The 24319-nt window shown below is 45.4% G+C and carries 32 protein-coding genes and 2 rRNA genes; 32 read left to right on the top strand and 2 right to left on the bottom strand.

Features of this window, described 5'->3' with window-relative positions:
- Positions 1–7: 7 nt before the first annotated feature.
- The 29 genes from rpsQ to BV455_RS07955 all read left to right on the top strand — a co-directional run bounded on the left by rpsQ (position 8) and on the right by BV455_RS07955 (position 16949).
- A complete protein-coding gene (gene rpsQ, locus BV455_RS08095; protein ID WP_003247581.1) occupies positions 8–271 on the top strand; it encodes a 30S ribosomal protein S17 in 264 nt (87 codons plus the stop codon).
- A gap of 50 nt (positions 272–321) precedes the next feature.
- Complete coding sequence (gene rplN, locus BV455_RS08090) at positions 322–690, top strand: 50S ribosomal protein L14 (protein ID WP_008881934.1); 369 nt, start codon at positions 322–324, stop codon at positions 688–690.
- 37 nt (positions 691–727) lie between these two features.
- Positions 728–1039 (top strand): 50S ribosomal protein L24, encoded by a 312-nt coding sequence (gene rplX / locus BV455_RS08085; protein WP_017434010.1) that lies wholly within the window; start codon positions 728–730, stop codon positions 1037–1039.
- Positions 1040–1066: 27 nt separating this feature from the next.
- Positions 1067–1606, top strand: a complete 540-nt coding sequence (gene rplE, locus BV455_RS08080; RefSeq protein ID WP_017434009.1) for a 50S ribosomal protein L5 — start codon at positions 1067–1069, stop codon at positions 1604–1606.
- Between the two features lie 34 nt (positions 1607–1640).
- Complete coding sequence (locus tag BV455_RS08075) at positions 1641–1826, top strand: type Z 30S ribosomal protein S14 (RefSeq protein ID WP_003247599.1); 186 nt, start codon at positions 1641–1643, stop codon at positions 1824–1826.
- Between the two features lie 33 nt (positions 1827–1859).
- A complete protein-coding gene (gene rpsH / locus BV455_RS08070) occupies positions 1860–2258 on the top strand; it encodes a 30S ribosomal protein S8 (RefSeq protein WP_017434008.1) in 399 nt (132 codons plus the stop codon).
- Positions 2259–2289: 31 nt separating this feature from the next.
- Positions 2290–2826 (top strand): 50S ribosomal protein L6, encoded by a 537-nt coding sequence (rplF, locus tag BV455_RS08065; RefSeq protein ID WP_017434007.1) that lies wholly within the window; start codon positions 2290–2292, stop codon positions 2824–2826.
- 32 nt (positions 2827–2858) lie between these two features.
- Positions 2859–3221, top strand: coding sequence for a 50S ribosomal protein L18 (gene rplR, locus BV455_RS08060; protein ID WP_017434006.1), 363 nt, complete (start codon positions 2859–2861; stop codon positions 3219–3221).
- Between the two features lie 19 nt (positions 3222–3240).
- Entirely contained in the window at positions 3241–3741 is a 501-nt protein-coding gene (gene rpsE / locus BV455_RS08055; RefSeq protein ID WP_017434005.1) for a 30S ribosomal protein S5, read from the top strand.
- A gap of 13 nt (positions 3742–3754) precedes the next feature.
- Positions 3755–3943: a 50S ribosomal protein L30 gene (gene rpmD, locus BV455_RS08050; protein ID WP_017434004.1), complete on the top strand. Its 189-nt coding sequence runs from the start codon at positions 3755–3757 to the stop codon at positions 3941–3943.
- A 23-nt stretch (positions 3944–3966) separates the two neighbouring features.
- Positions 3967–4407: a 50S ribosomal protein L15 gene (gene rplO, locus BV455_RS08045; protein ID WP_017434003.1), complete on the top strand. Its 441-nt coding sequence runs from the start codon at positions 3967–3969 to the stop codon at positions 4405–4407.
- Positions 4407–5699: a preprotein translocase subunit SecY gene (secY, locus tag BV455_RS08040; RefSeq protein ID WP_042410113.1), complete on the top strand. Its 1293-nt coding sequence runs from the start codon at positions 4407–4409 to the stop codon at positions 5697–5699. The genes rplO and secY overlap by 1 nt, the downstream gene beginning before the upstream one ends.
- 51 nt (positions 5700–5750) lie before the next feature.
- On the top strand, positions 5751–6401 hold the full coding sequence (locus tag BV455_RS08035; protein ID WP_017434001.1) for an adenylate kinase: 651 nt from the start codon (positions 5751–5753) through the stop codon (positions 6399–6401).
- A complete protein-coding gene (map, locus tag BV455_RS08030; protein WP_017434000.1) occupies positions 6401–7147 on the top strand; it encodes a type I methionyl aminopeptidase in 747 nt (248 codons plus the stop codon). The genes BV455_RS08035 and map overlap by 1 nt, the downstream gene beginning before the upstream one ends.
- Positions 7148–7250: 103 nt before the next feature.
- Complete coding sequence (infA, locus tag BV455_RS08025) at positions 7251–7469, top strand: translation initiation factor IF-1 (RefSeq protein WP_003247618.1); 219 nt, start codon at positions 7251–7253, stop codon at positions 7467–7469.
- Between the two features lie 34 nt (positions 7470–7503).
- Entirely contained in the window at positions 7504–7617 is a 114-nt protein-coding gene (gene rpmJ, locus BV455_RS08020; RefSeq protein WP_003247619.1) for a 50S ribosomal protein L36, read from the top strand.
- A 20-nt stretch (positions 7618–7637) separates the two neighbouring features.
- On the top strand, positions 7638–8003 hold the full coding sequence (gene rpsM / locus BV455_RS08015; RefSeq protein WP_017433999.1) for a 30S ribosomal protein S13: 366 nt from the start codon (positions 7638–7640) through the stop codon (positions 8001–8003).
- Positions 8004–8028: 25 nt separating this feature from the next.
- Positions 8029–8418, top strand: a complete 390-nt coding sequence (gene rpsK / locus BV455_RS08010) for a 30S ribosomal protein S11 (protein ID WP_017433998.1) — start codon at positions 8029–8031, stop codon at positions 8416–8418.
- A 177-nt stretch (positions 8419–8595) separates the two neighbouring features.
- On the top strand, positions 8596–9540 hold the full coding sequence (locus BV455_RS08005; protein ID WP_017433997.1) for a DNA-directed RNA polymerase subunit alpha: 945 nt from the start codon (positions 8596–8598) through the stop codon (positions 9538–9540).
- Positions 9541–9760: 220 nt separating this feature from the next.
- On the top strand, positions 9761–10123 hold the full coding sequence (gene rplQ, locus BV455_RS08000) for a 50S ribosomal protein L17 (RefSeq protein ID WP_017433996.1): 363 nt from the start codon (positions 9761–9763) through the stop codon (positions 10121–10123).
- 128 nt (positions 10124–10251) lie between these two features.
- On the top strand, positions 10252–11091 hold the full coding sequence (locus BV455_RS07995; RefSeq protein ID WP_017433995.1) for an energy-coupling factor ABC transporter ATP-binding protein: 840 nt from the start codon (positions 10252–10254) through the stop codon (positions 11089–11091).
- Entirely contained in the window at positions 11067–11942 is an 876-nt protein-coding gene (locus BV455_RS07990) for an energy-coupling factor ABC transporter ATP-binding protein (RefSeq protein WP_042410110.1), read from the top strand. Before BV455_RS07995 ends, BV455_RS07990 begins: the two co-directional genes overlap by 25 nt.
- Positions 11932–12729, top strand: a complete 798-nt coding sequence (locus BV455_RS07985; RefSeq protein WP_017433993.1) for an energy-coupling factor transporter transmembrane component T family protein — start codon at positions 11932–11934, stop codon at positions 12727–12729. Before BV455_RS07990 ends, BV455_RS07985 begins: the two co-directional genes overlap by 11 nt.
- A 14-nt stretch (positions 12730–12743) precedes the next feature.
- Positions 12744–13490 carry a tRNA pseudouridine(38-40) synthase TruA gene (truA, locus tag BV455_RS07980; RefSeq protein ID WP_017433992.1) on the top strand — a complete coding sequence of 249 codons (747 nt, stop codon included), beginning with the start codon at positions 12744–12746 and terminating at the stop codon, positions 13488–13490.
- Positions 13491–13642: 152 nt separating this feature from the next.
- The gene (gene rplM / locus BV455_RS07975) at positions 13643–14080 is read left to right on the top strand and encodes a 50S ribosomal protein L13 (protein ID WP_042410108.1); all 438 of its coding nucleotides are present in this window, start codon (positions 13643–13645) and stop codon (positions 14078–14080) included.
- A gap of 21 nt (positions 14081–14101) precedes the next feature.
- The gene (gene rpsI, locus BV455_RS07970) at positions 14102–14494 is read left to right on the top strand and encodes a 30S ribosomal protein S9 (RefSeq protein WP_017433990.1); all 393 of its coding nucleotides are present in this window, start codon (positions 14102–14104) and stop codon (positions 14492–14494) included.
- Between the two features lie 123 nt (positions 14495–14617).
- Positions 14618–15058, top strand: coding sequence for a YbaK family protein (locus BV455_RS07965; protein WP_218687919.1), 441 nt, complete (start codon positions 14618–14620; stop codon positions 15056–15058).
- A gap of 66 nt (positions 15059–15124) precedes the next feature.
- Positions 15125–15835: an N-acetylmuramoyl-L-alanine amidase CwlD gene (cwlD, locus tag BV455_RS07960; protein ID WP_017433988.1), complete on the top strand. Its 711-nt coding sequence runs from the start codon at positions 15125–15127 to the stop codon at positions 15833–15835.
- Positions 15836–15932: 97 nt separating this feature from the next.
- Positions 15933–16949: an Mrp/NBP35 family ATP-binding protein gene (locus BV455_RS07955; protein WP_017433987.1), complete on the top strand. Its 1017-nt coding sequence runs from the start codon at positions 15933–15935 to the stop codon at positions 16947–16949.
- A gap of 38 nt (positions 16950–16987) precedes the next feature.
- Here BV455_RS07955 and gerD read toward each other — a convergent pair whose 3' ends face one another.
- On the bottom strand, positions 16988–17620 hold the full coding sequence (gerD, locus tag BV455_RS07950; RefSeq protein WP_042410105.1) for a spore germination lipoprotein GerD: 633 nt from the start codon (positions 17618–17620) through the stop codon (positions 16988–16990).
- Positions 17621–17771: 151 nt separating this feature from the next.
- Between gerD and BV455_RS07945 the strand changes: the two genes are divergently transcribed.
- A complete protein-coding gene (locus tag BV455_RS07945; protein ID WP_061579349.1) occupies positions 17772–18377 on the top strand; it encodes a KinB-signaling pathway activation protein in 606 nt (201 codons plus the stop codon).
- Positions 18378–18435: 58 nt separating this feature from the next.
- Here the strand turns inward: BV455_RS07945 and pdaB are convergent, their stop codons facing one another.
- Positions 18436–19197, bottom strand: coding sequence for a polysaccharide deacetylase family sporulation protein PdaB (gene pdaB / locus BV455_RS07940; protein WP_017433984.1), 762 nt, complete (start codon positions 19195–19197; stop codon positions 18436–18438).
- Positions 19198–19651: 454 nt separating this feature from the next.
- Here pdaB and BV455_RS07935 point away from each other — a divergent pair.
- Positions 19652–21208, top strand: a 16S ribosomal RNA gene (locus BV455_RS07935).
- A gap of 167 nt (positions 21209–21375) precedes the next feature.
- Positions 21376–24306, top strand: a 23S ribosomal RNA gene (locus tag BV455_RS07930).
- The 16S and 23S rRNA genes sit together here, the layout of an rRNA operon.
- Positions 24307–24319: the final 13 nt, after the last annotated feature.

The following is a 24319-nucleotide window of genomic DNA, read 5'->3' as shown; positions in this document are numbered from 1 at the left end:
TTGCGACATGAGTGAACGCAATCAACGCAAAGTATACGTAGGCCGCGTTGTATCCGACAAAATGGATAAAACGATTACCGTTCTTGTTGAGACATACAAAAAGCATCCGCTTTACGGCAAACGCGTGAAATATTCGAAAAAATATAAAGCGCATGACGAAAATAACATTGCAAAAGTTGGCGACATCGTAAAAATTATGGAAACCCGCCCGCTTTCGGCAACAAAACGTTTCCGCTTAGTGGAAATCGTTGAAAAAGCAGTTATCGTTTAATCATTACAAGGTTTGGTTCGGTGATATAATTCCGAAAGGAGGTTTCGTCGATGATTCAACAAGAATCTCGTTTAAAAGTGGCTGATAACTCAGGTGCACGGGAAGTGCTTGTTATTAAAGTTTTAGGTGGCTCTGGTCGCCGCTATGCAAACATTGGCGACGTTGTCGTTGCAACGGTCAAGGATGCTACACCAGGTGGCGTTGTTAAAAAAGGTCAAGTCGTAAAAGCAGTGGTTGTCCGTACAAAACGCGGTGTTCGCCGTTCTGACGGTTCTTACATCCGCTTTGACGAAAATGCTTGCGTTATCATTCGCGATGACAAAAGCCCGCGCGGTACGCGTATTTTCGGGCCAGTTGCTCGTGAATTGCGCGATAAAGACTTTATGAAAATCATTTCCTTAGCTCCAGAAGTAATTTAACGGACAGGAAAAGCCTTTTAAGGAGGTGCGAACTGCAATGCATGTAAAAAAAGGTGATAAAGTACAAGTAATCTCCGGTAAAGATAAAGGGAAACAAGGCGTTATTCTAGCGGCATTTCCTAAGAAAAACCGCGTGATTGTTGAAGGTGTCAATATCGTCAAAAAACATGCGAAACCATCACAAGCAAACCCGCAAGGCGGTATTATCACAAAAGAGGCACCAATTCACGTATCAAAAGTAATGCCTTTAGATCCAAAAACGGGAACTCCAACCCGCATTGGCTATAAGATTGTTGACGGCAAAAAAGTACGTTATGCAAAAAAATCCGGTGAGATTTTAGATAAATAATCGTGATGTCAGAAAGGAGGTACTCTTATGAACCGCCTGAAAGAGAAATATGTAAAAGAAGTGGTACCTGCTCTTATGAGCAAGTTTAACTACAAATCTATAATGCAAGTCCCAAAAATTGAAAAAATCGTCATTAACATGGGTGTTGGCGATGCAGTACAAAATCCAAAAGCGCTTGACAGCGCAGTGGAAGAATTAACATTAATCGCTGGTCAAAGACCGGTTGTGACTCGCGCGAAAAAATCGATCGCTGGCTTCCGTCTTCGTGCAGGAATGCCGATCGGTGCGAAAGTAACATTGCGCGGAGAACGTATGTATGAATTTTTAGATAAACTGATTTCCGTATCGCTTCCACGCGTCCGTGACTTCCGAGGTGTATCGAAAAAATCGTTTGATGGTCGCGGCAACTACACGCTAGGAATTAAAGAACAATTAATTTTCCCTGAGATCGACTATGATAAAGTCAATAAAGTGCGCGGCATGGATATCGTCATTGTTACGACAGCCAACACGGACGAAGAAGCACGTGAACTTTTAACATTGCTCGGCATGCCATTCCAAAAATAATGAATCCCATCCGTAAAGCAAGGGAGGCGAAATCGTGGCTAAAAAATCAATGATTGCGAAACAAAAACGTACGCCAAAGTTTAAAGTAAGAGCGTATACCCGTTGCGAACGCTGCGGCCGTCCGCACTCGGTTTATCGCAAATTTAAACTTTGCCGTATTTGTTTCCGTGAACTAGCATATAAAGGTCAACTTCCAGGCATTAAAAAAGCAAGCTGGTAATAAACCCACGAATTGGGAAGGAGGTAAAACATAATGGTGATGACAGATCCAATTGCAGATATGCTTACTCGCATTCGTAATGCGAACATGGTACGTCATGAGAAGCTTGAAGTACCGGCTTCGAAAATGAAACGCGAAATCGCGGAAATTTTAAAACGCGAAGGTTTTATTCGTGATTACGAATACATTGAAGACAACAAACAAGGCATTCTTCGTATTTTCTTAAAATACGGTCCAAATAATGAACGTGTAATCACTGGCTTAAAACGCATTAGCAAACCAGGTTTGCGCGTTTATGTTAAAGCGCATGAAGTGCCTCGTGTATTGAACGGATTAGGAATTGCAATTCTTTCTACATCGCAAGGCATTTTAACGGATAAAGAAGCGCGTCAAAAAGGAACTGGCGGCGAAGTAATCGCATACGTATGGTAATTCATTTTGTTAAGAATGGAGGTGTTTGTACATGTCACGTGTCGGTAAAAAGCCAATTGAAATTCCTTCTGGTGTAACAGTAACGGTAAACGGCAATACCGTTACAGTGAAAGGGCCAAAAGGAGAATTAACTCGCACTTTTCATCCAGATATGACTATCAAAGTAGAAGATAATATGATCACAGTTACTCGTCCGAGCGATGAGAAATTTCATCGTGCGCTTCATGGTACGACTCGCAGCTTGCTTGCAAACATGGTGGAAGGCGTATCGAAAGGATACGAAAAAGCGCTTGAGCTCGTTGGTGTCGGATATCGTGCGGCTAAACAAGGTAAAAAACTTGTCCTTAGCGTCGGTTTTTCTCATCCGGTAGAAATTGAACCGGAAGAAGGATTAGAAATTGAAGTTCCTTCGCAAACGAAAATCGTTGTAAAAGGTGCGGATAAACAACGTGTTGGCGAGCTTGCCGCGAACATTCGCGCGGTGCGTCCACCTGAGCCGTATAAAGGTAAAGGCATTCGCTACGAAGGTGAAGTTGTACGTCTTAAAGAAGGGAAAACTGGTAAATAACGCGGCTTAGCGAAATGAAAGGAGTGACATAAATGATCACGAAAATTGATAGAAACGCAGTTCGTAAAAGAAGACACGCACGCGTTCGTAAAAAAATATTTGGAACTGCCGAGCGTCCACGCTTAAATGTGTTCCGTTCTAACAAACACATTTATGCGCAAATTATTGATGATATGAAAGCTGTGACACTTGTCAGTGCTTCGACACTAGATAAAGAATTTGACTTGGAATCGACTGGAAATATTGAAGCAGCTAAAAAAGTCGGTGAGTTAGTAGCAAAACGGGCATTGGAAAAAGGCATTAAAAAAGTGGTGTTTGACCGCGGCGGATACTTATACCATGGACGGGTAAAAGCACTTGCCGATGCCGCTCGTGAAGCTGGCTTAGAATTTTAATCATAAAGGAGGGACAAAGATGCGTCGTATCGATCCAAATAAACTTGAACTTGAAGAGCGCGTAGTAGCGGTGAACCGTGTTGCAAAAGTAGTAAAAGGTGGACGTCGTTTACGCTTTTCCGCATTAGTCGTTGTCGGCGATAAAAACGGTCATGTTGGTTTTGGTACAGGTAAAGCACAAGAAGTTCCGGATGCGATTCGCAAAGCGATTGAAGATGCAAAGAAAAATTTAATTGAAGTACCGATCGTTGGCACAACGATTCCTCACGAAGTGATCGGCCATTTTGGCGCCGGAAAAATCATTTTAAAACCTGCATCCGAAGGTACAGGGGTTATCGCTGGTGGTCCGGCACGTGCTGTATTGGAGTTAGCAGGTATCAGCGATATTCTTTCCAAATCGATCGGTTCAAACACGCCAGTGAACATGGTGCGCGCTACCGTGGATGGATTAAAACAATTAAAACGTGCTGAAGATGTAGCGAGATTGCGCGGCAAAACAGTTGAGGAACTGTTAGGATAAGGAGGGAAATATAGTGGCAAAAAAATTAGCGATTACCCTCACTCGCAGCGTTATCGGTCGTCCGGAAGATCAACGGATTACCGTTAAAACGTTAGGTTTACGGAAAATGCATCAAACTGTCATTCATAACGATAATCCTGCGATCCGCGGGATGATTAACAAAGTTGCACACCTTGTCAAAGTAAAAGAAATTGAAGAATAATGATCATAAGGAGGTGCTTCGCCATGAAACTTCACGAATTACAACCAGCACCGGGTTCCCGGAAAGAACGTAATCGCGTCGGCCGCGGTATCGGTTCTGGTAACGGCAAAACATCTGGCAGAGGTCAAAAAGGTCAAAACGCCCGCTCTGGCGGTGGAGTACGCCTCGGTTTTGAAGGTGGTCAAACTCCTTTATTCCGTCGTCTTCCAAAACGCGGTTTCACCAATATCAACCGCAAAGAATACGCCATTGTTAACCTTGACAAATTAAACCGTTTTGAAGACGGAACAGAAGTAACACCTGAGTTGCTGCTGGAAACAGGCGTCATCAGCAAATTGAAATCGGGCGTGAAAATTTTAGGCAAAGGACAAATTGAGAAAAAGCTAACGGTAAAAGCTCACAAATTCTCTGCTTCTGCCAAAGAGGCAATCGAAGCTGCTGGCGGTAAAACTGAGGTGATTTAATGTTTCGGACAATCTCCAACTTTATGCGCGTCGGTGATATAAGAAAAAAAATCATCTTTACTCTTCTTATGCTCATTGTGTTCCGGATTGGAACATTTATCCCCGTTCCGAATGTGAATGCGGATGTCTTAAAAGTGCAGGATCAGCTAAACGCTTTTGGCGTTCTTAACATATTCGGCGGCGGGGCATTGCAAAACTTCTCGATTTTTGCGATGGGCGTGATGCCGTATATTACAGCATCCATCATCGTGCAGCTGCTGCAGATGGATGTTGTTCCTAAATTTACGGAGTGGTCGAAGCAAGGTGAGGTTGGACGACGTAAATTAGCTCAGTTTACCCGCTATTTTACGGTCATTTTAGGTTTTATTCAGGCGTTCGGAATGTCGTATGGTTTTAACCGTATGGCATCGGGAGCGCTCATTAAAGACCCTGGTATACCAACCTATTTATTAATCGCAACGGTTTTAACAGCCGGAACGGCATTTCTGATGTGGCTTGGTGAACAAATTACTGCGAAAGGTGTAGGAAACGGCATTTCGATTATTATTTTTGCCGGGATCGTTTCCGGTATCCCTGCTGTGCTCAATCAAATTTATGCACAGCAATTTGAAAATGCCGGCGAAGAGTTGTTTTTGCGCATTGTGAAGCTTCTGCTTGTTGCGTTAGCGGTAGTTGTTGTTATCGTTGGCGTTATTTACATTCAACAAGCATTCCGGAAAATTCCGATTCAATATGCTAAACGACTGGAAGGACGGAGCCCGGTTGGCGGGCATTCTACCCATTTGCCGCTGAAAGTGAATCCAGCGGGAGTTATTCCAGTGATTTTTGCCGTGTCATTTCTTGTTGCTCCACCGACAATTGCATCGTTTTTTGGATCGAATGATGTAACATTGTGGATTCGGAAAACATTCGACTATACACACCCAGTTGGCATGGTTCTTTACGTGCTATTAATTATCGCCTTTACGTATTTCTATGCCTTTGTTCAAGTCAATCCTGAACAAATGGCGGACAACTTGAAAAAACAAGGTGGTTATATCCCAGGGATACGTCCAGGGAAAAATACACAGGAGTATGTCACCAAAATTTTATACCGGCTTACATTTGTCGGTTCGATATTTTTAGCAGCAGTTGCGGTCCTTCCTGTGTTCTTTGTCAATTTTGCTAATTTGCCACCTTCCGCTCGCATCGGTGGAACCAGTTTGCTCATTGTCGTCGGTGTTGCGCTCGAGACAATGAAACAGCTAGAAAGCCAGCTTGTGAAACGTCACTATCGAGGTTTTATTAAATAAAGAGGTCAGGAGCAACCGCCCCTTGCCTCTTAGAGCTGAGGGGGAGCGAGGATGAATTTAGTACTAATGGGTTTACCAGGTGCCGGAAAAGGTACTCAAGCGGAAAAAATTGTTGAGACATACGGAATTCCGCATATTTCCACTGGTGATATGTTCCGTGCGGCCATTAAAGAGGGAACACCATTAGGATTGCAAGCGAAAGAATATATGGATCGCGGTGATCTTGTTCCGGATGAAGTGACCATCGGCATCGTTCGCGAGCGTTTAAGCAAAGACGATTGTCAAAAAGGATTTTTGCTAGACGGGTTTCCACGGACGGTTGCCCAAGCGGAGGCGTTAGAAAACATTCTTGCCGAATTAAATCGCACGATTGATTATGTGATTCATATTCATGTAAATAAAGATATTTTAATGGAACGGTTGACAGGAAGAAGAATTTGTAAAAACTGTGGCGCAACGTACCATCTTGTATTTAATCCGCCGGCCAAGCCAGGCGTTTGCGATAAATGCGGCGGCGAACTATACCAACGCGCCGATGATAATGAAGAGACGGTAGCGAACCGGCTCGAAGTAAACGCCAAACAAATGCAGCCGTTGCTGGATTTTTACGAGAAAAAAGGGTATTTACGCCACATTAACGGACAGCAAGATATTGAAAAAGTATTCGCAGATATTCGTGAACTTCTCGGAGGATTACAATAATGATTATTTGCAAAACTCCGCGTGAAATTGAAATCATGCGCGAGGCCGGGAAAATCGTGGCGCTGACCCGAAAAGAGTTAGAAAAACATATTCGTCCTGGGATTACAACGAAAGAGTTGGATGCGATTGCGGAAGACGTAATACGCCAGTACGGTGCCATTCCTTCGTTTAAAGGATACAACGGATTTCCAGGAAGCATTTGCACTTCTGTAAATGAAGAGCTTGTTCACGGAATTCCTGGCAACCGGGTATTAAAAGAAGGAGATATTATCAGCATTGATGTCGGCGCCCAATATAATGGCTATCATGCTGATTCCGCATGGACGTATCCTGTTGGGGAAATTGCGGAAGAAACGAAAAAGCTTCTTGAAGTAACGGAAAAATCCTTATATATAGGATTAGAAGAAGCAAAACCAGGTGCCCGTTTGTCCAATATTTCTCACGCGATTCAAACGTATGTGGAATCTCACCATTTTTCGATCGTTCGCGAGTATGTTGGGCACGGAATTGGTCAAGACTTACATGAAGACCCGCAAATACCGCATTATGGTCCGCCGAATAAAGGACCGCGTTTAAAACCAGGAATGACGTTATGTATTGAACCGATGGTCAATGCGGGCAGCCGCTATGTCAAAACACTTGCTGATAACTGGACCGTCGTTACGGTAGACGGAAAGATGTGTGCCCATTTTGAGCACACGATCGCCATTACAGAAAATGGCTATGAAATCTTGACAACCCTCTAATATAATCATGATGGACACGGATTGTGGAGCCGTTGGCCAATATGGTGTTCATTCGGTTTTTCGTAACACTATGTTACTCATTCGAAGGAGGGAGAGCCGCTCGATGGCTAAAGACGATGTAATTGAAGTGGAAGGCACTGTAGTCGAAACATTGCCAAATGCGATGTTTCGTGTAGAATTAGAAAATGGTCATACTGTATTGGCGCATGTTTCTGGTAAAATTCGCATGCATTTCATTCGGATTTTACCTGGAGATAAAGTTACGGTAGAATTATCTCCGTATGATTTGACACGCGGTCGAATCACGTATCGTTATAAATAATGAAAGCACTCCGTTTGACAGGGAGGTAAAAGACATGAAAGTAAGACCATCTGTAAAACCTATTTGTGAAAAATGTAAAGTTATTCGTAGACGTGGTAAAGTTATGGTGATTTGCGAAAATCCAAAACATAAACAACGACAAGGTTAATCTTTAAGGAGGTGTACAATATGGCACGTATTGCAGGTGTAGATATTCCACGTGATAAACGTGTAGTTATTTCGTTAACTTATATCTACGGAATCGGCAAACCAACTGCTCAAAAAATCTTGAAAGAAGCAGGTGTATCAGAAGATACTCGTGTTCGTGACTTGACAGAGGAAGAATTAGGGAGAATTCGCGAGATCGTCAGCCGCTTGAAAGTGGAAGGAGATCTTCGTCGCGAAGTATCGTTAAATATTAAACGTTTAATTGAGATCGGATGCTATCGTGGCCTTCGCCACCGTCGCGGCTTGCCGGTTCGCGGCCAAAATACGAAAAACAATGCTCGTACACGTAAAGGTCCACGCCGTACCGTAGCGAACAAGAAAAAATAATTAAGCAAAGGAGGTAATTCCACGAATGGCACGTAAAACAAATACACGCAAACGCCGTGTAAGAAAAAATATTGATACGGGTATTGCCCATATTCGTTCCACTTTTAACAATACGATCGTAACGATTACAGACGTTCACGGAAATACGATTGCTTGGTCCAGCGCTGGAGCGTTAGGTTTTAAAGGTTCCCGTAAATCGACACCATTTGCGGCGCAAATGGCAGCGGAAGCAGCTGCAAAAGCTTCGATGGAACATGGAATGAAAACAGTAGAAGTAAACGTAAAAGGACCTGGTGCTGGTCGTGAGGCAGCGATTCGCGCATTGCAGGCAGCTGGATTGGAAATTACAGCAATTAAAGACGTAACTCCTATCCCGCACAATGGATGCCGTCCGCCAAAACGTCGCCGTGTGTAATATCCCTGTATAGAATTTGTATCCTTGTCAATAATGGGATATGATAAGTATCATTATGTACAGGGAAAATATTGCTTAGCCATTTACACATTTGGGAACTTATTCATGGGGGAATTTCGATTAGGCGTGTATCGTTTGGTCGGGGTCTCGACGTTTTGAAGGAGGGTATAATAATCGATGATTGAAATTGAAAAACCGAAAATCGAAACGGTTGAAATCAGCGAAGATGCCAAATATGGCAAATTCGTCGTCGAACCGCTTGAGCGTGGATATGGTACAACTTTGGGTAACTCCTTACGTCGTATCCTATTATCTTCACTCCCTGGTGCTGCTGTGACATCGGTACAAATAGATGGTGTACTGCATGAGTTCTCAACGATTGATGGCGTCGTAGAAGATGTGACAGCAATCATTTTGAACATAAAAAAATTAGCGTTAAAGATTTATTCCGATGAAGAAAAAACGTTGGAAATCGATGTACAGGGTGAAGGAGTTGTCACAGCTGCTGATATTACTCACGACAGCGATGTGGAAATTTTAAACCCGGACCTTCATATTGCTACGTTGGCAGAAGGCGGGCGTTTGCGTATGAGAATGACCGCCAAACGGGGACGTGGGTATGTTCCAGCTGAGGCCAACAAGCGCGAGGATCAGCCAATAGGCGTTATCCCTATCGATTCGATTTATACACCTGTTTCACGCGTTTCTTATCAAGTAGAGAATACGCGTGTCGGACAAGTGACGGACTATGATAAGTTAACCATTGATGTGTGGACAGATGGAAGCATCGGACCGAAAGAAGCCATTTCCCTCGGTGCGAAAATTTTAACCGAGCACTTAAATATTTTCGTCAGCCTGACAGATGAAGCGCAAAATGCGGAAATCATGGTGGAAAAAGAAGAAGATCAAAAAGAAAAAGTGCTCGAAATGACTATTGAAGAGCTTGATCTTTCTGTCCGTTCCTACAACTGCTTGAAACGTGCCGGTATTAACACGGTTCAAGAACTGACGCAAAAAACAGAAGAAGATATGATGAAAGTGCGCAATCTTGGTCGCAAATCTCTTGAAGAAGTAAAAGCGAAGCTGGCTGAACTTGGGCTTAGCCTGCGGAAAGATGACTAGTTAACGTTGTTTAACTAGTATTTTCATGTTACTATGGAAATCGGCTTTGTCGAACGAAAACAGCCAGGAATAGGGCATGTTCGTCTATTTGTTGGTTGACTTGCTAAATATTGCAGTTTCATTTTGTTCGAGAAACATTATTGTTACCATTCTTGTTAGCAGCTAAATAAGAGATTTGCATCGGATATCATGCGAAAATATTATAAAGGAGGGACATCTCATGTCATACAGAAAATTAGGACGTACAAGCGCTCAACGCAAAGCATTGCTTCGCGATTTAGCAACAGATTTAATCATTAATGAGCGTATTGAAACAACAGAGGCGCGTGCGAAAGAATTGCGTTCTGTGATTGAAAAAATGATCACGCTTGGCAAGCGCGGTGATTTGCATGCACGCCGTCAAGCGGCAGCATTTATTCGTAAAGAAGTAGCAAACAGTGAAACAGGTCAAGACGCACTGCAAAAGCTGTTCAGCGATATTGCACCGCGTTATCAAGATCGCCAAGGCGGTTATACTCGGATTATGAAACTTGGTCCTCGCCGCGGCGATGGAGCGCCAATGGTGATCATTGAACTAGTGTAATGTAAAGCAGTTCTGTTGACTAACAAGGGCGAGACAGTTTCTTTCGAACTGGATCTATGCCCTTTTTTTATTTTACTGGTTTGTAGTAGAGTAGAGGTGAGAGATAGAAGAGACAAGGAGAAGGAATTATGACAGAAACCATTTTATCCGTGGAAAAGCTATGTTTTCGCTATCCAAATCAATCTGATTATGCTGTGCAAAACGTAACATTCCAAGCGAAGCGTGGGGAATGGCTGGCGATTGTCGGGCATAACGGTTCAGGAAAATCAACCATTGCTAAATTGCTTATCGGGTTGTTAAGACCGGAAAGCGGTGTGATTAAGCTGTTTCATCATGTGCTTGATGAGCAGACAGTTTGGGAAATCCGCCGTCGCGTTGGCATGGTATTCCAAAATCCAGATAATCAGTTTGTCGGAACGACGGTAGAAGATGATGTCGCTTTTGCTCTGGAAAACAATGGGGTTCCTCGCGACGAAATGGTCAAAAGAGTTCATGAAGCGATTCGGCAAGTTCATATGGAAGAGTTTTTGCACCATGAACCACATCACCTTTCCGGCGGTCAAAAGCAGCGCGTTGCGATTGCAGGCATCCTTGCCTTGCGGCCGGATCTCATCATTTTAGATGAGGCAACATCGATGCTAGATCCAAAAGGAAGGCAGGAAGTATTAGACACCGTCCGTGATTTAAACAAAAAACAACGTATCACTGTGTTGTCCATCACCCATGATTTAGAGGAAGTCGCTAAGGCCGACCGCGTTATTGTCATGAATAGAGGGGAAATAATGACAGAAGGAACGCCGAAACAAATTTTTGCGCTTGGGACAAAACTAGAACGAATAGGCTTGGATTTGCCGTTTGCGGTAAAAATAAGAGACCGGCTAAAACAGTGCGGAATCCCGCTATCTTCAAGCTACTTTACGATAGAGGAGTTGGTAGAAGAATTATGGACATTATATTCCAAAAGGTAGAACATGTATATAATGCCAACTCACCGTTTGCCCGTCGAGCGTTATACGACGTGGACATCATGATTGAAAGCGGCTCTTATGTGGCGGTTGTCGGTCATACTGGTTCAGGAAAATCGACGTTGTTGCAACATCTAAACGGGTTGCTTCAGCCGACAAGCGGCACAGTGACGGTAGGAAATCAAACGATTACAAATAAAAAACGCCAAAGGGACTTAAAACCGCTCCGCAAACAGGTTGGTATTGTCTTTCAATTTCCAGAACACCAACTGTTTGAGGAAACAGTGGAGAAAGATATATGTTTCGGACCAATGAATTTCGGTGTTCCCGAGGAGAAAGCAAAAAGGAAGGCAAGAGAGCTGATTAAGCTAGTCGGGCTTCCGGAGGACGTATTAAGCAAGTCGCCGTTTGATTTAAGCGGCGGGCAAATGCGCCGTGTTGCCATTGCCGGGGTGTTGGCGATGGAACCTGATGTGATTGTGTTGGACGAGCCGACGGCTGGCCTAGACCCACGCGGGCGTAAAGAAATCATGGAAATGTTCTACCGCCTTCATCGTGAAAAACAGATGACGACCGTATTAGTTACCCATAGCATGGAGGATGCTGCCGCATATGCAGATTATATGATTGTTATGCATAAAGGGACCGTGTGGAAAACGGGAACACCACAACAAATTTTTCAAGATAGCGATTCTTTAGAGGAAATTGGGCTCAATGTACCGGAGACAGTGCGTCTAAAAAAAGAATTGGAGAAAAAGTTAGGGATTACCCTGCCATCTCCGTGTTTGACGATCGAAGAGACCGTAGACGCCATTCAAAAATTATTTTCCAAGGTGAACACTCATGATGAATAGCATGATTATTGGGAAATATGTACCTGGCAATTCCGTCATTCACCGCATGGACCCGCGTGCCAAACTGTTAATCATCTTTATGTACGTATTTATCGTCTTTTTAGCGAATAATAGTGTTACTTATGCCGTATTAACGGTATTTACATTTGGTTTTCTCGCATTGTCGCGCATCCCGTTATCGTTTGTGATTAGAGGTTTAAAGCCGATTATATGGATTATCGTCTTTACTTTTTTGCTGCATGTCTTGATGACAAAAGAGGGGGATGTGCTATACCAAATTGGTTCCTTTTCGATTTACGAAGGCGGCGTCAAGCAAGGAATTTTTATTTCGCTACGCTTTCTACTGCTCATTATTATTACTACTTTATTAACCTTAACCACCACCCCGATCGAAGTGACTGACGGAGTGGAAATCCTACTGGCGCCGCTAAAAAAAATGCGCGTTCCTGTCCATGAACTGGCGCTAATGATGTCTATTTCTCTTCGTTTTATCCCGACGCTAATGGAAGAAACGGAGAAAATTATGAAAGCACAAACAGCCCGCGGCGTCGATTTTACTGGAGGCCGATTTTCGGAAAGAATGAAAGCGATTGTATCACTGCTTGTGCCGCTATTTATCAGTTCGTTTAAACGCGCTGAGGAACTGGCAACCGCGATGGAAGCGCGCGGCTACCGCGGCGGCGAGGGAAGAACGAAATTTCGCCAGTTGGTATGGAAATGGACAGATACAGCTTTTTTAGCGGCAGTTTTATTATTAGCTGTTGTTTTGTTTGTACTACGCTCATAACAGGGAGGGGAAAAATGAGCAAACGGATCAAATGCACGCTTTCCTATGACGGTACACATTTTTCCGGTTATCAAATTCAGCCTGGCAAACGAACGGTGCAAGGCGAGTTAGAACGCGTGCTGGAACAAATGCATAAAGGGAAAGCGATTCGTGCTACTGCTTCAGGAAGGACAGATGCGGGTGTTCATGCATACGGGCAAGTGATTCATTTCGATACGTTTTTATCGCTTTCTGCAGATCAATGGAAAAAAGCATTAAATGCCCAGTTACCGGATGATATAGTGATTAAAGATGTGCAAGAAGCGGATCCTTCTTTTCATGCGCGTTTTAGTGCCAAAGCAAAAGAATATCGATATAAAGTACGAATTGCCCAAGAACGTGACGTATTTTTGCGTAATTATTGCTATCATTACCCTTATCCACTTGATATGGAAGCAATGAGACGTGCATTACGACTAATGGAAGGCACACATGATTTTACGAGCTTTTGTTCCGCAAAAACCGATATAGATGATCGTATACGGACTATTTATCAAGCGGACATGGCCGTTGATCAAGAGATGTTAGAATTTCGTCTGATTGGCAATGGATTTTTGTATAATATGGTGCGGATTATTGTTGGGACTATTTTGGAGGTTGGTCAAGGAAAACGGAGCGCAGACAGCATTTCCACTATTTTGGAGGCAAAAGACCGGCGTTATGCTGGCCCGACTGCTCCGCCTCAAGGTCTGTATTTATGGAAAGTATATTATGACAACTAGTCCTGGTGTAACATTTTCTTGACATTGATATGCTAAAGAGATATTATGTAATATGGTATGTATTTTTCCACGATTAGCCCCGGAAAGTAATCGTGTTGAGATAAATTTTATAGCAAATTGCATGTTTATTTTTTATTTTAGGAGGGAACAGAATGCGTACAACTTACATGGCGAAGCCAAATGAAGTAGAACGTAAATGGTACGTTGTCGACGCTGCTGGCAAAACGTTAGGACGCCTTGCAAGTGAAGTAGCAGCAATTTTGCGCGGCAAACATAAACCAATATTCACACCACACGTGGATTGCGGCGATCATGTCATCGTGATCAATGCAGATAAAGTGGAATTAACCGGGAAAAAATTAACGAAAAAACTTTATTATCGTCACAGCTTGCATCCAGGTGGATTAAAAATAAGAACGGCTTTAGAAATGCGTACAAACTATCCAGAGCAAATGATTGAAAGAGCGGTACGCGGAATGCTTCCAAAAGGCCGCTTAGGTCGTCAAATGTTTAAAAAACTGCACGTATATCGTGGAAGCGAACATCCACATCAAGCACAAAAACCAGAAGTTTATGAAATTCGCGGATAATCGATGAAGGAGGGTATTATTTTGGCACAGGTACAATATTATGGCACAGGTCGTCGCAAAAGCTCTGTTGCACGCGTGCGCCTTGTTCCAGGAGACGGACGCATTATCGTCAACAACCGTGACATTCGTGACTATATTCCAACAGAAGCGTTAATCGAAGTGGTGAAACAACCGCTAGTGTTAACAGAAACATTAGGAAATTATGATGTGTTGGTAAACGTAAAAGGCGGCGGATTTGCTGGTCAAGCAGGTGCGATTCGCCACGGCATTGCCCGTGCGTTATTGCAAGTAGACCCGGATTATCGCCCAATATTAAAACGCGCAGGATTATTAACACGCGATGCTCGCGTGAAAGAACGGAAAAAATACGGTCTCAAAGGTGCTCGTCGCGCTCCACAATTCTCCAAACGTTAATCTTATTTTTCCACAAATCTCAGCCATATCGGCTGGGATTTTTTTCTTTTCCCTCACCTTTTTTCTTCACGCATGTTTAGGATGAATCGTTGAAAACTACATCCTAAAGGAGCGTGAAAGAACATGAATGTCATTACTTCATTTAAGGAAAAAAAACGCGAAAAGCAAATACTATACGAGCGAAAAATGTTGCGCGAGTTGTCGTTGGAAAAGTTAAAAACGAAAGTCATTGAACAATTTGGTCCTTTTTATCATATGTATCGCGTATTCCCAGCCATTATTGAGGAAGGATGCATCGATATCGCGATTGAGGCGTATTTGCTCGGTGCAAACTACAGCCGGTTTGGTTACTATGGGGAGTCGACAGAAAGCGTAAGAAGACGATGTGCGCAAGAGGAAAAATATTTAATCGATACATTATTCGATTTCCTTTGCTTTTGGGGCAATATCGATGACGGATTGGTAAGCGAATCGCTTTATTATACATGCGAGCATTATATCATTTATTGGTGGACAGAAGGATTTGAAAAAGGAAAAAAACGCCGGCGCTTGAAACTTCACTGAAAGAAGTTCTATTTTAGCCTCTTGTCCCATATAACATAGAGTAGGGGAAACGCAGGAGGAGAAATAATGAAAGGAAAATGGTTGGGTGCTCTTGTCATTAGTTTGGCCATTATTATTGTTTTGTTCCAATACCTTTTTTCCGATCCCACTTCAACAAAATCATGGAATCTTCCGCTATCTGGAAGGATTATCATTTTAGACCCTGGTCACGGCGGACCAGATGGCGGAGCGGTCGGCGGCGATGTGGTGGAAAAAGAAGTGGCGCTGAAAGTGGCGGCGAAATTGCGTGACTACTTGCAGCAGCAAGGAGCGCTCGTGCTGATGACAAGGGAAACGGACAGCGATCTTGCTGATAAAGACACGCGCGGCTACAGCCGGCGGAAAACAGAGGATTTGCGAAAGCGAGTCGCTTTTATTAATGAATCAGAAGCGGATTTATTTATTAGCATTCATCTCAATGCGATCCCTTCTCCGCGTTGGCGTGGAGCGCAAACCTTTTATTATGGTTCATTGATAGAAAATGAACGGCTTGCTAGGTTTATCCAGGACGAGTTGCGGCGTAATCTTGAAAATACAAACCGTGTAGCCAAAGTTATTGATACCGTTTATTTGTTAAAATATGCGAAAAAACCTGGCGCGCTCGTCGAAATTGGTTTTTTATCCAATCCGGAGGAGAGGGAACTTTTAGCTTCCAATCACTATCAAACCAAACTTGCCGCCTCGATATACAAAGGAGTGCTGCGATATTTTTCTAATGAGAAAAATCCCCCGAAGTAGGGGGATTCCTTTTTTTTACATAATGGCTATGCGATCATTATATATGATATAGTAAAAATATGAAACGCAATATATACATAAGGGCTGGTGATGATCGATGCTTACGGAGAACGAGGTTAGAGCGCTGCTTGAAAACATCAAAGATCCGTTTTTAAACAAAACGTTTAAAGAAACAAATGCAATCCAAGAAATTAAAATTAAGGAAGACAAAAAACATGTTAGCGTCAAAATTGCATTGGCCAAAACGGGAACAGCAGAACAGCTTCGGGTGCAAACGACAGTTGTCCAATTATTAAAAGATGCGGGCGCTGCTTCGGTAGGCTTGCGGTTTGCACAGCTTCCTGAAGAAGTAGTGGCAAAATATGAAGGGAGCAAGTCCAAAACTACTTACATTGCGATTGCCAGCGGAAAAGGCGGGGTCGGAAAGTCGACCGTTTCCGTCAATTTGGCTGTTTCTCTCGCTCGCCTTGGCAAAAAGGTAGGGCTCATTGATGCCGATATTTATGGATTTAGTGTTCCGGACATGATGGGCATTGTCGAACGCCCGACGGTGCGCGGTGATAAAATTATTCCGGTGGAACGTTTTGGAGTAAAAGTCATTTCCATGGCCTTTTTTGTCGAAGATAACGCTCCTGTTATTTGGCGTGGTCCAATGTTAGGAAAAATGTTAAACAACTTTTTCAAAGAAGTGGAATGGGGCGATCTAGACTACCTATTATTGGATTTACCTCCTGGAACAGGAGATGTTGCGTTAGATGTCCATACGATGCTGCCATCGTGCAAAGAAATCATCGTTACTACTCCGCATCCGACAGCGGCGTTTGTGGCGGCGCGCGCGGGGGCAATGGCGCTTCGTACCGAGCATGAAATTATCGGTGTGATTGAGAATATGTCCTATTTTGAAAGCCGCAAAACAGGGGAAAGAGAATATGTATTTGGCAAAGGCGGTGGCGAAAAGCTTGCCAAGGAGTTGCAAACAGAACTATTAGGCCAATTGCCGCTGCAGCAACCAGATTGGAATGATGATGATTTTGCTCCATCGGTGTATGCCGAGGATCATCCGATTGGACAAATATATATGGACATCGCCCGCAAAATTATCGAAAAATGTTAAATAAAAAAGGAGATGCATCTCTAAGAGATGTTCTCCTTTTAGCTTCCTGCTCCTTGCCCTTGCTGATCTCCGCTGCTTTCTTCTCCCTCTCCCGCCTCTTCACCATCGCCTTGTTTTTTCGTTTCCTGTTGTATGTTTTCAGCCGATTTGATTAATATGTCTTGAATTTTTGCTTGGAACAATGGACTGTTCAGCGTTTCGGTGATGACTTGCTGCAGATGTTGGCGAAACTCCTTGCTTTTTAACACGTCTAGCATTGCTTTTTCCATTTCAGGATTTTTCAAAATATCTATCATCATCCCTTGATATTCCGGGTCTTTCATCAACGCTTTGATCGTTTTTTCATGTTCCGTTTTTAAGCTTTTGGCAAAGCTTTCCGCAATTTTGGGATCTTGTAGTGCTTTCTCCCAAAATTTTATTCCCTGTTCAGAAGTCAGTACTTTTTGCAACGTGTCTTTGATGACGGTTTGTTCCATGATGAGTTGTTGCTTCATTTTTTCATCCGTCATGATTTCTTGAATCGCCTTTTTTCCTTCATCGGTTTTTAAAATATCAACGACCATTTTTTTCGTTTCGTCATAATCAGGGGGAGGTGCACTAATTTCTTGAGGAGCACAAGAACCAAGGATAAGAAAATAGCTCAATAACAGGAGCAATGTACTTTTTTTCATGTAGGTAAGCTCCTTTCTTGCAAAAGTCCCTACCCTTAATATGAATTTTCAACAGAAAAATATGCATTTGCTTTATTCCAAGCTGGCTTTTTTCCGAAGTCGTTGATAAAATTTAAAGCGAATCATGTTGAGAATAATGGAGGATGGAGTTGTGAACAGCCGTAAATGGGTGCGTTTATTTTTAACGACATTAGCTATCGGAGGAATAACGACGGCAATTATAGGAATCGTTTTTAATTGGGGCCAATACCAAAAACTGCTGTTGCAATTGGACGTAGTGGAAATTTTCGCTGTATTGATGTGGCATATTGGTGTTGGCTTTATTTTTAGTGTCGTGAGCCAAGCGGGTTTTTTTGCCTATTTAACTATCCATCGCTTTGGGCTGGGAATTTTCCGCTCTGCCTCGCTGTGGAACGCTGTACAAATGGTGTTAATTTTGTTTGTACTGTTTGACTTGGTATATTTTCGTTATCAAGCATTTGCGGCCAAGGGTGAGTCTGTGGTTAGTTACATATTAGTGGCTTTATTTCTTTTAATGGTTGGGCTTGTTGTAGCGTATATAAAAAGCGCGCAAACCAATAAAGGAGCATTTGTGCCAGCCTTGTTCTTCATGATTGTCGTGACGGTAATTGAATGGTTCCCTGTATTGCGTATTAATGACCGAAACTGGCTTTATTTAATGTTGTTTCCTTTATTAGCTTGCAATGCTTATCAGCTGCTTATACTGCATAAATTAACAGGCGGCGCGAAATCATAACCGAAAAGGAGGAGGAGCTCCTCCTTTTTTGTAAAAATCGGATCAAACATATGATCGTTTAATTGATTTCCTTGCTGCTTACATCTCCATTCGCAATCAGCTGCGAAACGCTAACATTCCGGTATCCGTTTTCCTTCATTACCTCAATAATCTTTGGAAGTGCTTTTGCTGTTTGCTTGGCAGAATCGGATGCATGAAGTAAAATAATGTCTCCCGCTTCCATGTCGGTGACAACATTTTTCACAATGGTGTTGGTGCCAGGATTAAGCCAATCTTTAGAATCAATGCTCCAGTGAACGACTGTGTAGCCAAGGGAATCGGCAATCTTTAACACGTTTTTGTTAAAGTTGCCTCCCGGAGGACGCAATAATGTTATTTCCTTTATTCCAAGGGTGTCAAATACTTTCTTGGCTTGCATAAGATCTTGCCGTATTTTCGCATTTTCTAGCTCCGTATAGTTCAAAAAGTTATAACCCATGCTGCCGATTTCGTGGCCGTCCTCTTTAATTCGCTTCACGATGTTTGGATGGCGTTCTGCCCACGAAGCCGATAAAAAAAAGGTTGCATTTTTGATGCCGTTTTGTTTTAATACATCGAGGATGTGCAAAGCATTTTGATCCCCCCAGCTAATATCAAATGTCAATGCTATTTCATCTTTGCTTTTCCCCACTTTATAGATAGCCTTTGGACCGGCAGAGAGAGAAAGAGTGGTATTATACATTCCATGTGCATATAAAATAGCGGCGGTAAAAAATGCAGAAAGAACGATAATCAATGCTTTTTTTAGGGACCTCCCATTTAGTGCGTAGAAAAAGTTCATTATATTTTCCCCCTTTGTCCTAAAGTCGTCCTGTGACCATCTTATGCTTGTCATCGGGAATGTTATGAAACATATTTTGAAACAATCTTTTTTAATTTGAATAAAAAAGTATTGACAACAGGAAAATACCATGATAAATTATAGTACGTCGCTAATTTAAACAACAAAAACAGTATTGACATACTGCTGATGGTTATGTTAGTATAAAGAGGTCGCGAACAGGAAAAAATGTTCCTTGAAAACTGAACAAAACGAAGCGTCCACATAGAAAAGCGGAAGCACCGAGATCAGCTCTCGAAGCCAAATGTTCTTCACCCGCAGAAGTGCTTGCACTTCGAAGGGGAAGGTTATTTGGCGCAAGAGAGCTAGACGCTGAAGCTGGACAATACGAAAAGCGAAGGCGAGCGACACCTTACGGTGTCGGTGCTGAAGCTGAAAATAAGCCAATCAACTTTCTATGGAGAGTTTGATCCTGGCTCAGGACGAACGCTGGCGGCGTGCCTAATACATGCAAGTCGAGCGGACCGAACAGGAGCTTGCTCTTGTTCGGTTAGCGGCGGACGGGTGAGTAACACGTGGGTAACCTACCCGTAAGACCGGGATAACTTCGGGAAACCGGAGCTAATACCGGATAACACCAAAGACCGCATGGTCTTTGGTTGAAAGGCGGCTTCGGCTGTCACTTACGGATGGGCCCGCGGCGCATTAGCTAGTTGGTGAGGTAACGGCTCACCAAGGCGACGATGCGTAGCCGGCCTGAGAGGGTGACCGGCCACACTGGGACTGAGACACGGCCCAGACTCCTACGGGAGGCAGCAGTAGGGAATCTTCCGCAATGGACGAAAGTCTGACGGAGCGACGCCGCGTGAGCGAAGAAGGTCTTCGGATCGTAAAGCTCTGTTGTTAGGGAAGAAGAAGTACCGTTCGAATAGGGCGGTACGGTGACGGTACCTAACGAGAAAGCCCCGGCTAACTACGTGCCAGCAGCCGCGGTAATACGTAGGGGGCGAGCGTTGTCCGGAATTATTGGGCGTAAAGCGCGCGCAGGCGGTCCCTTAAGTCTGATGTGAAAGCCCACGGCTCAACCGTGGAGGGTCATTGGAAACTGGGGGACTTGAGTGCAGAAGAGGAGAGCGGAATTCCACGTGTAGCGGTGAAATGCGTAGAGATGTGGAGGAACACCAGTGGCGAAGGCGGCTCTCTGGTCTGTAACTGACGCTGAGGCGCGAAAGCGTGGGGAGCAAACAGGATTAGATACCCTGGTAGTCCACGCCGTAAACGATGAGTGCTAAGTGTTAGAGGGGTCAAACCCTTTAGTGCTGTAGCTAACGCGTTAAGCACTCCGCCTGGGGAGTACGGCCGCAAGGCTGAAACTCAAAGGAATTGACGGGGGCCCGCACAAGCGGTGGAGCATGTGGTTTAATTCGAAGCAACGCGAAGAACCTTACCAGGTCTTGACATCCCCTGACAACCCTGGAGACAGGGCGTTCCCCCTTCGGGGGGACAGGGTGACAGGTGGTGCATGGTTGTCGTCAGCTCGTGTCGTGAGATGTTGGGTTAAGTCCCGCAACGAGCGCAACCCTCGCCCCTAGTTGCCAGCATTCAGTTGGGCACTCTAGGGGGACTGCCGGTGACAAACCGGAGGAAGGTGGGGATGACGTCAAATCATCATGCCCCTTATGACCTGGGCTACACACGTGCTACAATGGGCGGTACAAAGGGCTGCGAACCCGCGAGGGGGAGCCAATCCCAAAAAGCCGCTCTCAGTTCGGATTGCAGGCTGCAACTCGCCTGCATGAAGCCGGAATCGCTAGTAATCGCGGATCAGCATGCCGCGGTGAATACGTTCCCGGGCCTTGTACACACCGCCCGTCACACCACGAGAGCTTGCAACACCCGAAGTCGGTGAGGTAACCCGCAAGGGAGCCAGCCGCCGAAGGTGGGGCAAGTGATTGGGGTGAAGTCGTAACAAGGTAGCCGTACCGGAAGGTGCGGCTGGATCACCTCCTTTCTAAGGATGTTAACGTGAAAGGTGGACGCAGAGTTTTGTTCAGTTTTGAAGGAATATTAGTTATTCCTTCAATGGTTTAGGTCTGTATCTATAAGCAGATGCGGAAAATAAGTTCGTTCCTTGAAAACTAGATAACCGAAAGGAAGAAGCCGAGAAGCGCTGATGTTGGTTAAGTTAGAAAGGGCGCACGGTGGATGCCTTGGCACTAGGAGCCGATGAAGGACGGGGCAAACGCCGAAACGCTTCGGGGAGCTGTAAGCAAGCGTTGATCCGGAGATGTCCGAATGGGGGAACCCACTGCCCGTAATGGGGCAGTATCCATACCTGAATCCATAGGGTATGGAGGGCACACCCGGGGAACTGAAACATCTTAGTACCCGGAGGAGAAGAAAGCAAACGCGATTCCCTGAGTAGCGGCGAGCGAAACGGGAACAGCCCAAACCAAGAGGCTTGCCTCTTGGGGTTGTAGGACCACTCACATGGGAGTGACAAAGGAACGGGGTAGACGAAGCGGTCTGGAAAGGCCCGCCAGAGAAGGTGACAGCCCTGTAGTCGAAACTTCGTTCCCTCCCGAGTGGCTCCTGAGTACGGCGGGACACGGGGAATCCCGTCGGAAGCAGGGAGGACCATCTCCCAAGGCTAAATACTCCCTAGTGACCGATAGTGAACCAGTACCGTGAGGGAAAGGTGAAAAGCACCCCGGAAGGGGAGTGAAAGAGAACCTGAAACCGTGTGCCTACAAGTAGTCAGAGCCCGTTGATGGGTGATGGCGTGCCTTTTGTAGAATGAACCGGCGAGTTACGATGGCGTGCGAGGTTAAGTCGAAAAGACGGAGCCGCAGCGAAAGCGAGTCTGAATAGGGCGTATAGTACGTCGTCGTAGACCCGAAACCAGGTGATCTACCCATGTCCAGGGTGAAGGTAGGGTAACACCTACTGGAGGCCCGAACCCACGCACGTTGAAAAGTGCGGGGATGAGGTGTGGGTAGGGGTGAAATGCCAATCGAACCTGGAGATAGCTGGTTCTCCCCGAAATAGCTTTAGGGCTAGCCTCAAGGGAAGAGTCTTGGAGGTAGAGCACTGATTGAGCTAGGGGCCCTCATCGGGTTACCGAACTCAGTCAAACTCCGAATGCCAACGACTTATCCTTGGGAGTCAGACTACGAGTGATAAGATCCGTGGTCGAGAGGGAAACAGCCCAGATCACCAGCTAAGGTCCCAAAGTGCACGTTAAGTGGAAAAGGATGTGGAGTTGCCCAGACAACCAGGATGTTGGCTTAGAAGCAGCCATCATTTAAAGAGTGCGTAATAGCTCACTGGTCGAGTGACTCTGCGCCGAAAATGTACCGGGGCTAAACGTGCCACCGAAGCTGTGGGATGACCGCTGGTCATCGGTAGGGGAGCGTTCTAAGTGCGTCGAAGCGAGACCGGAAGGACTCGTGGAGCGCTTAGAAGTGAGAATGCCGGTGTGAGTAGCGAAAACAGAGGTGAGAATCCTCTGCACCGAAAGCCTAAGGGTTCCTGAGGAAGGTTCGTCCGCTCAGGGTTAGTCGGGACCTAAGCCGAGGCCGAAAGGCGTAGGTGATGGGCAACAGGTAGAGATTCCTGTACCACCTCCTCACCGTTTGAGCGATGGGGGGACGCAGGAAGGTAGGGCGAGCAGGCTGCTGGAATAGCCTGTCCAAGCGGTTAGGCTGCCAGATAGGCAAATCCGTCTGGCATAAAGGCTGAGCCGTGATGGCGAAGGGACCATCGGTCCCGAAGTCCCCGATCCTACACTGCCAAGAAAAGCCTCTAGCGAGGTGAGAGGTGCCCGTACCGCAAACCGACACAGGTAGGCGAGGAGAGAATCCTAAGGTGCGCGGGAGAACTCTCGTTAAGGAACTCGGCAAAATGACCCCGTAACTTCGGGAGAAGGGGTGCTCTCTTGGGTGATGAGCCCGAGGGAGCCGCAGTGAAAAGGCCCAAGCGACTGTTTATCAAAAACACAGGTCTCTGCGAAGCCGAAAGGCGAAGTATAGGGGCTGACACCTGCCCGGTGCTGGAAGGTTAAGGGGAGCGCTTAGCGAAAGCGAAGGTGCGAACCGAAGCCCCAGTAAACGGCGGCCGTAACTATAACGGTCCTAAGGTAGCGAAATTCCTTGTCGGGTAAGTTCCGACCCGCACGAAAGGTGTAACGACTTGGGCACTGTCTCAACGAGAGACCCGGTGAAATCATACTACCTGTGAAGATGCAGGTTACCCGCGACAGGACGGAAAGACCCCGTGGAGCTTTACTGCAGCCTGATATGGAATTTTGGTATCGCTTGTACAGGATAGGTGGGAGCCTGGGAAGCCGGAGCGCCAGCTTCGGTGGAGGCGCCGGTGGGATACCACCCTGGCGGTATTGAAATTCTAACCCGCACCCCTTATCGGGGTGGGAGACAGTGTCAGGTGGGCAGTTTGACTGGGGCGGTCGCCTCCCAAAAGGTAACGGAGGCGCCCAAAGGTTCCCTCAGAATGGTTGGAAATCATTCGGAGAGTGCAAAGGCACAAGGGAGCTTGACTGCGAGACGGACAGGTCGAGCAGGGACGAAAGTCGGGCTTAGTGATCCGGTGGTTCCGTATGGAAGGGCCATCGCTCAACGGATAAAAGCTACCCCGGGGATAACAGGCTGATCTCCCCCAAGAGTCCACATCGACGGGGAGGTTTGGCACCTCGATGTCGGCTCATCGCATCCTGGGGCTGTAGTCGGTCCCAAGGGTTGGGCTGTTCGCCCATTAAAGCGGTACGCGAGCTGGGTTCAGAACGTCGTGAGACAGTTCGGTCCCTATCCGTCGCGGGCGCAGGAAATTTGAGAGGAGCTGTCCTTAGTACGAGAGGACCGGGATGGACGCACCGCTGGTGTACCAGTTGTCCCGCCAGGGGCACCGCTGGGTAGCTATGTGCGGAAGGGATAAGCGCTGAAAGCATCTAAGCGTGAAGCCCCCCTCAAGATGAGATTTCCCATCGCGTCAAGCGAGTAAGATCCCTCGAAGATGACGAGGTCGATAGGTCCGAGGTGGAAGCGTGGCGACACGTGGAGCTGACGGATACTAATCGATCGAGGACTTAACCAAGAAAAGCGTAGGC

Origin of the sequence: Parageobacillus caldoxylosilyticus, from assembly GCF_019272935.1 — a bacterium.
Taxonomy (GTDB): Bacteria; Bacillota; Bacilli; order Bacillales; family Anoxybacillaceae; genus Saccharococcus; species Saccharococcus caldoxylosilyticus.
The sequence above is the reverse complement of the archived record's forward strand: the minus strand, read 5'-3'. Positions and strand labels throughout refer to the sequence as shown.

What these genes read in the sequence shown, in the direction of transcription:
- rpsQ (WP_003247581.1), top strand. Translation starts at nt 8, where the DNA reads ATGAGTGAACGCAATCAACGCAAAGTATACGTAGGCCGCGTTGTATCC.
- rplN (WP_008881934.1), top strand. Translation starts at nt 322, where the DNA reads ATGATTCAACAAGAATCTCGTTTAAAAGTGGCTGATAACTCAGGTGCA.
- rplX (WP_017434010.1), top strand. Translation starts at nt 728, where the DNA reads ATGCATGTAAAAAAAGGTGATAAAGTACAAGTAATCTCCGGTAAAGAT.
- rplE (WP_017434009.1), top strand. Translation starts at nt 1,067, where the DNA reads ATGAACCGCCTGAAAGAGAAATATGTAAAAGAAGTGGTACCTGCTCTT.
- rpsH (WP_017434008.1), top strand. Translation starts at nt 1,860, where the DNA reads ATGGTGATGACAGATCCAATTGCAGATATGCTTACTCGCATTCGTAAT.
- rplF (WP_017434007.1), top strand. Translation starts at nt 2,290, where the DNA reads ATGTCACGTGTCGGTAAAAAGCCAATTGAAATTCCTTCTGGTGTAACA.
- rplR (WP_017434006.1), top strand. Translation starts at nt 2,859, where the DNA reads ATGATCACGAAAATTGATAGAAACGCAGTTCGTAAAAGAAGACACGCA.
- rpsE (WP_017434005.1), top strand. Translation starts at nt 3,241, where the DNA reads ATGCGTCGTATCGATCCAAATAAACTTGAACTTGAAGAGCGCGTAGTA.
- rplO (WP_017434003.1), top strand. Translation starts at nt 3,967, where the DNA reads ATGAAACTTCACGAATTACAACCAGCACCGGGTTCCCGGAAAGAACGT.
- secY (WP_042410113.1), top strand. Translation starts at nt 4,407, where the DNA reads ATGTTTCGGACAATCTCCAACTTTATGCGCGTCGGTGATATAAGAAAA.
- BV455_RS08035 (WP_017434001.1), top strand. Translation starts at nt 5,751, where the DNA reads ATGAATTTAGTACTAATGGGTTTACCAGGTGCCGGAAAAGGTACTCAA.
- map (WP_017434000.1), top strand. Translation starts at nt 6,401, where the DNA reads ATGATTATTTGCAAAACTCCGCGTGAAATTGAAATCATGCGCGAGGCC.
- infA (WP_003247618.1), top strand. Translation starts at nt 7,251, where the DNA reads ATGGCTAAAGACGATGTAATTGAAGTGGAAGGCACTGTAGTCGAAACA.
- rpmJ (WP_003247619.1), top strand. Translation starts at nt 7,504, where the DNA reads ATGAAAGTAAGACCATCTGTAAAACCTATTTGTGAAAAATGTAAAGTT.
- rpsM (WP_017433999.1), top strand. Translation starts at nt 7,638, where the DNA reads ATGGCACGTATTGCAGGTGTAGATATTCCACGTGATAAACGTGTAGTT.
- rpsK (WP_017433998.1), top strand. Translation starts at nt 8,029, where the DNA reads ATGGCACGTAAAACAAATACACGCAAACGCCGTGTAAGAAAAAATATT.
- BV455_RS08005 (WP_017433997.1), top strand. Translation starts at nt 8,596, where the DNA reads ATGATTGAAATTGAAAAACCGAAAATCGAAACGGTTGAAATCAGCGAA.
- rplQ (WP_017433996.1), top strand. Translation starts at nt 9,761, where the DNA reads ATGTCATACAGAAAATTAGGACGTACAAGCGCTCAACGCAAAGCATTG.
- BV455_RS07995 (WP_017433995.1), top strand. Translation starts at nt 10,252, where the DNA reads ATGACAGAAACCATTTTATCCGTGGAAAAGCTATGTTTTCGCTATCCA.
- BV455_RS07990 (WP_042410110.1), top strand. Translation starts at nt 11,067, where the DNA reads ATGGACATTATATTCCAAAAGGTAGAACATGTATATAATGCCAACTCA.
- BV455_RS07985 (WP_017433993.1), top strand. Translation starts at nt 11,932, where the DNA reads ATGATGAATAGCATGATTATTGGGAAATATGTACCTGGCAATTCCGTC.
- truA (WP_017433992.1), top strand. Translation starts at nt 12,744, where the DNA reads ATGAGCAAACGGATCAAATGCACGCTTTCCTATGACGGTACACATTTT.
- rplM (WP_042410108.1), top strand. Translation starts at nt 13,643, where the DNA reads ATGCGTACAACTTACATGGCGAAGCCAAATGAAGTAGAACGTAAATGG.
- BV455_RS07965 (WP_218687919.1), top strand. Translation starts at nt 14,618, where the DNA reads ATGAATGTCATTACTTCATTTAAGGAAAAAAAACGCGAAAAGCAAATA.
- cwlD (WP_017433988.1), top strand. Translation starts at nt 15,125, where the DNA reads ATGAAAGGAAAATGGTTGGGTGCTCTTGTCATTAGTTTGGCCATTATT.
- BV455_RS07955 (WP_017433987.1), top strand. Translation starts at nt 15,933, where the DNA reads ATGCTTACGGAGAACGAGGTTAGAGCGCTGCTTGAAAACATCAAAGAT.
- gerD (WP_042410105.1), bottom strand. Translation starts at nt 17,620, where the DNA reads ATGAAAAAAAGTACATTGCTCCTGTTATTGAGCTATTTTCTTATCCTT.
- pdaB (WP_017433984.1), bottom strand. Translation starts at nt 19,197, where the DNA reads ATGAACTTTTTCTACGCACTAAATGGGAGGTCCCTAAAAAAAGCATTG.